At 39.6% G+C, this 4,086-nt stretch carries 7 protein-coding genes; all 7 read right to left on the bottom strand.

Going from position 1 to position 4,086, the window contains the following annotated elements; translation table 11 throughout:
• Positions 1–402 (bottom strand): patatin-like phospholipase family protein (locus E0485_RS24340; protein ID WP_207911052.1); only part of this gene is annotated, 402 nt, incomplete at its 3' end.
• 74 nt (positions 403–476) lie between these two features.
• The gene (locus E0485_RS24345; RefSeq protein WP_132416495.1) at positions 477–1,022 is read right to left on the bottom strand and encodes a hypothetical protein; all 546 of its coding nucleotides are present in this window, start codon (positions 1,020–1,022) and stop codon (positions 477–479) included.
• A gap of 16 nt (positions 1,023–1,038) precedes the next feature.
• On the bottom strand, positions 1,039–1,251 hold the full coding sequence (locus tag E0485_RS25975; RefSeq protein WP_132416493.1) for a cysteine-rich CWC family protein: 213 nt from the start codon (positions 1,249–1,251) through the stop codon (positions 1,039–1,041).
• A 52-nt stretch (positions 1,252–1,303) separates the two neighbouring features.
• Positions 1,304–2,008 (bottom strand): Type 1 glutamine amidotransferase-like domain-containing protein, encoded by a 705-nt coding sequence (locus tag E0485_RS24355; protein WP_132416491.1) that lies wholly within the window; start codon positions 2,006–2,008, stop codon positions 1,304–1,306.
• Between the two features lie 25 nt (positions 2,009–2,033).
• Positions 2,034–2,738, bottom strand: a complete 705-nt coding sequence (locus E0485_RS24360; protein WP_132420620.1) for a Type 1 glutamine amidotransferase-like domain-containing protein — start codon at positions 2,736–2,738, stop codon at positions 2,034–2,036.
• 13 nt (positions 2,739–2,751) lie between these two features.
• Positions 2,752–3,192, bottom strand: coding sequence for a hypothetical protein (locus E0485_RS24365; protein ID WP_132416901.1), 441 nt, complete (start codon positions 3,190–3,192; stop codon positions 2,752–2,754).
• Positions 3,179–4,086 (bottom strand): hypothetical protein (locus E0485_RS25285; protein WP_165921290.1); only part of this gene is annotated, 908 nt, incomplete at its 5' end. The genes E0485_RS24365 and E0485_RS25285, both read right to left, overlap by 14 nt.

The raw sequence follows: 4,086 nt of genomic DNA on the forward strand, positions 1-4,086 counted from the left end.
AGGGTGTTCTACGGTTACGACTCCATAATCAATAGCAGACTCACGAATTCGTTGTTCATCAATCACGCGATCGATGAGCTGAATCAGTGGCGTTATATCTGCACCTTGGGAATGAAGATACTTTTTCAAAAAAGTCTTAATCTTATCTTTATGACTAAATAAGGAATCGAGCGAGAAATCAAAATTAATCCCGTCTTTCATGACATCATCTACTGTAATTGTATCCCAAATTTTGTAAGTCAGCTCATAATCCTGCTGAACCATAAGGGCGCCATTCAAGGCACCAATCGAGGTGCCCGTTACGATATGGTATTCGATACCTAGTTCCCGCAAAGCAGTCCATACGCCTAATTCATACGACCCCCGTGAACCTCCGCCACCTAATGCAATTGCTCTTCTCATCTCGTCCACTCCATTTATGTAAATAAGTCATAAGCATACTTTACCTTCCGTAAATTATAACACGGTGAGATAATCTATTCTAATGGAGAGGGTAAGAATGGCTTCATAAGTTCGTTGGATATATGTAAGGCATCAGCTCTATTCTGTGCAGGTGCAGCTATCATCAATCCATCTCCACTATTCCAATGACCAGCACCTGGATTCAGCAAATCCTTCTCATGGACAGTTATCGAAATTTGAGTGAAATCACTATTAATGTAGCTCATTCCATAGGATAAATTAGGCGGTTTATAAGTTGGTGGATTTGGAAATGCCAAGTAACCTTGACCCTTTGGGTCAAATTCGATGATTAGTTCTTTTTGCTCGGCAGCTGTAGGAATCTCTTCACCTTCAATGTAGAGTGTTCCCTTGAATGTTTTTGCTCCCGTCAAGCTTTTCTGCATAGTGCCTTTGACTTGGATGGTCACGGGTTTAAGTATATTTTGATTCTCAGCACCTAATCGATACTTAACGCCTTCTACTGCAAAATTAACTGTTGTGGGATATATCATATAAAGAATGAATCCAAGAATAAGAACGATAAATGCGGCTAATCCGTACCAGATCATGTTCTTCTTCATATGTACCTCCTCGGCTTTAAGGGTATTTACGTTGTTCGCTGTTGTATTTCTCCACACAATTGAGGCAAATACATACTTTGCCCTTCAACTCTACTGGAATTTGATCTCTTAGCTCTTGCGGAACCTTCGTATGAAAGCACCAGCAATCTCCACTATGAACTCTGCATTCATTAGTAGCTCCACATAAAGGGCAAGATTCCCCATAAACCTGGTGGTTGTTATTGTTCATTAAGGCGTTGTCTCCAATCAATTTACTATGTATCTAATATAGTAATATCCTACTACTCTACTTTCCCTAAATAAATCGGTTTGATTGGAGTTTCAACGGCTTGATGATTGACAAGCTCAACACGATACGCCATTGCACCAGGTCTAGAGCTGACTACTTGGAACAACTCATCGCCTCGATAATGCAGAGCAACCCCATCATCTGTAGCGTAACCGTTACCTATCTGATTCGATTCAATCAATTGGTGATAACTTGGTCTTCTATCACTCTCTCCATCATAATGCGGACAATTACTCCCTTGTAAGAAACCTAATGCTCGCAAACTGGTTAATTCCGTCCCTAGTGAGTCTGTGACACCCTCTTCAAACCAGCAAATCGATCCCGCACTTATTCCTGCCAGGACAATTCCACGATCCCAAGCTGTACGAATGTATTGATCCAGCTTCCAATCTTTCCATAGTGTCAGCAAATGCTGTGTATTCCCTCCACCTACATACAGAATATCTTTATCCATGATGTAATCTTCTAAATCTAATGTTTGCGGTCTAGAAAGAGATAAATGAGAGGGTACACAGTCTAATTTTTCAAATGCTTGATAAAATCTCTGAATATATCCTTCCGCATCTCCGCTCGCTGTGGGAATGAAGCATACTTTGGGATTAACCAAGTTCGATTGCTTAAGAATATATTGGTCTAGCAATGGAATCTCAGGCTCCATGGAGAAGCCTCCGCCGCCTAATGCAATAATCTGTTTCATACCTACATCTCCTTCTTTTTTTAGACTACGCTGTTTCTCCTAAATAAATAGGTTTGATCGGAATATCAACAGCCTCGTGATTCACAAGCTCAACTCGATAAGCCAACGCATTCGGTCTAGAACTGACAACTTGATACATCTCTTCGTCTCGATAATGAAAAGCCACTCCATCAGCAGCCGCATATCCACTGCCGATCTGATTGGACTCAAGCAATTTATGAAAACTAGGTCGTCTCTCACTCTCATCATCATAATGCGGACAGAAGCTCCCTTGTAAGAAACCTAATGCACGTAAACTGGATAATTCCACACCTAATGAGCCTGTGACACCTTCTTCAAACCAGCAAATTGATCCTGCACTTAATCCTGCTAGAACGATCTCACTGTCATAAGCCGAACGGATATACTGATCTAACTTCCACTCTTTCCACAGCGTGACTAGATTCCGTGTATTTCCTCCACCTACATATAGAATATCTTTATCCATTATGTAATCTTCTATGTCTAATGTTGGCGGTTTGTATAAGGATAAGTGAGATGCAGTGCAATTAAGCTGCTCAAAAGCTTGATAGAATCTCTGAATATATCCCTCCGAATCACCGCTAGCCGTAGGAATAAAGCATACTTTGGGTTTAGCCGAGCTCGATTGCTTCAATATATAGTTGTCTAGTAATGGATTCTCAGGCTCCTTGGAGAAGCCACCGCCGCCTAATGCAATAATCTGTTTCATTCCTACATCTCCTTCATGGTTGCAGAATAATATGACCTTCTGATTTATTGATTGTAAACACAGCTTCATCACGCTTTAGCATGGTTATATCTTCATTGGTAAAATCATATTTTCGAGAAAGATCAAGATATTTGACTGCTATATCTAGGCGAACAAATAATATCAAATTGATATGATCATGGTATTTAATCATAGAGTCAACATCGGCCGCACCTTTGATCATTGTGAGATCAGCTGGATCCATATATGGACGTAAGATATATACCGAGTCCCATTCAAAATCTGTATAATCCTGAAGAGCAAGCTTCTGGCCGTGTTCACTTTGTTCAATTGCGTTCATAATTCCTTCTGTAATCATGGGTGGAGCAGATTTTCTTTCAAGTACAACAAACAGAACAAGGCATATGAATAAGATCGTCAGACATAATGCAATAAGCTTCTTAGCTTGAGGCACTGCTGAAATCAACCTCCTGAATAAGTTGATGAATATCAGATCGAGTTAATTGATAGTAGATCCATTCAAGCATAGCGTCCATTTTGTCACCATTATTCGCTTTCAAATCCTTGATAAATAAGTGCATGGTCGGAAATCGGAACGGAGCTACGATATTATACAGGTCATTAATGACATCTAATTCTTGCTGCGATAATTCATAGTGCTTGGTTACTGCTGACATGGCCTTAGCCAGATGTTCATCACATTGCTTCATGAAAGCCCAATCGCCCAATTTATCTAAATCATCTACCCGTAAAAAATACAAGCATTCACAAATGATGTAATTAAGAATCGTTTCAGTTCCCGACAAATTAAAATCGATTATCCCAACTAGATTTAACTGGTCATCAAGCAAGAGATTAGAATCGTTCAAATCAGATTGAAAAACAGCTTTGGGTAAATTGCGATACTTTGATTCAAATCGAGACTTTTTATCTAAATACAGAGACCAGATCGTCTCCATGAGCTGATGATCACCAGATTGCTGCTTGACTGTAAAATAGAATTTTTCAGCAAATTCATAGTTCCCATCCGAATATTCATCCTCACTAAATTTATCATAGAGTACATAAGGAGAAGGCCAGTTTACTAAACTCTGATCCTTATAAGTGGATGCAATTAAACCAATCGAATCATAAACTTGAGAACGAAATGAATGAGAGGCAAAATAACGCTTCAGGTTAGCAGTTATTTCCTTACTATCAGCGGTAGAAGCAGTTTTTTCCTCGATATATTCTTCAATTGTCTTATACTTCTTATATTCCTCTGCATTTACGATGAATTCGCGGCCATGAGTGTCCACATAATCGAACGAATATGAATTAGTCGCAGCGCATTCCTGAATCATTGGAC

Source organism: Paenibacillus albiflavus, assembly GCF_004344915.1.
GTDB classification, from domain to species: domain Bacteria; phylum Bacillota; class Bacilli; order Paenibacillales; family NBRC-103111; genus Paenibacillus_AM; species Paenibacillus_AM albiflavus.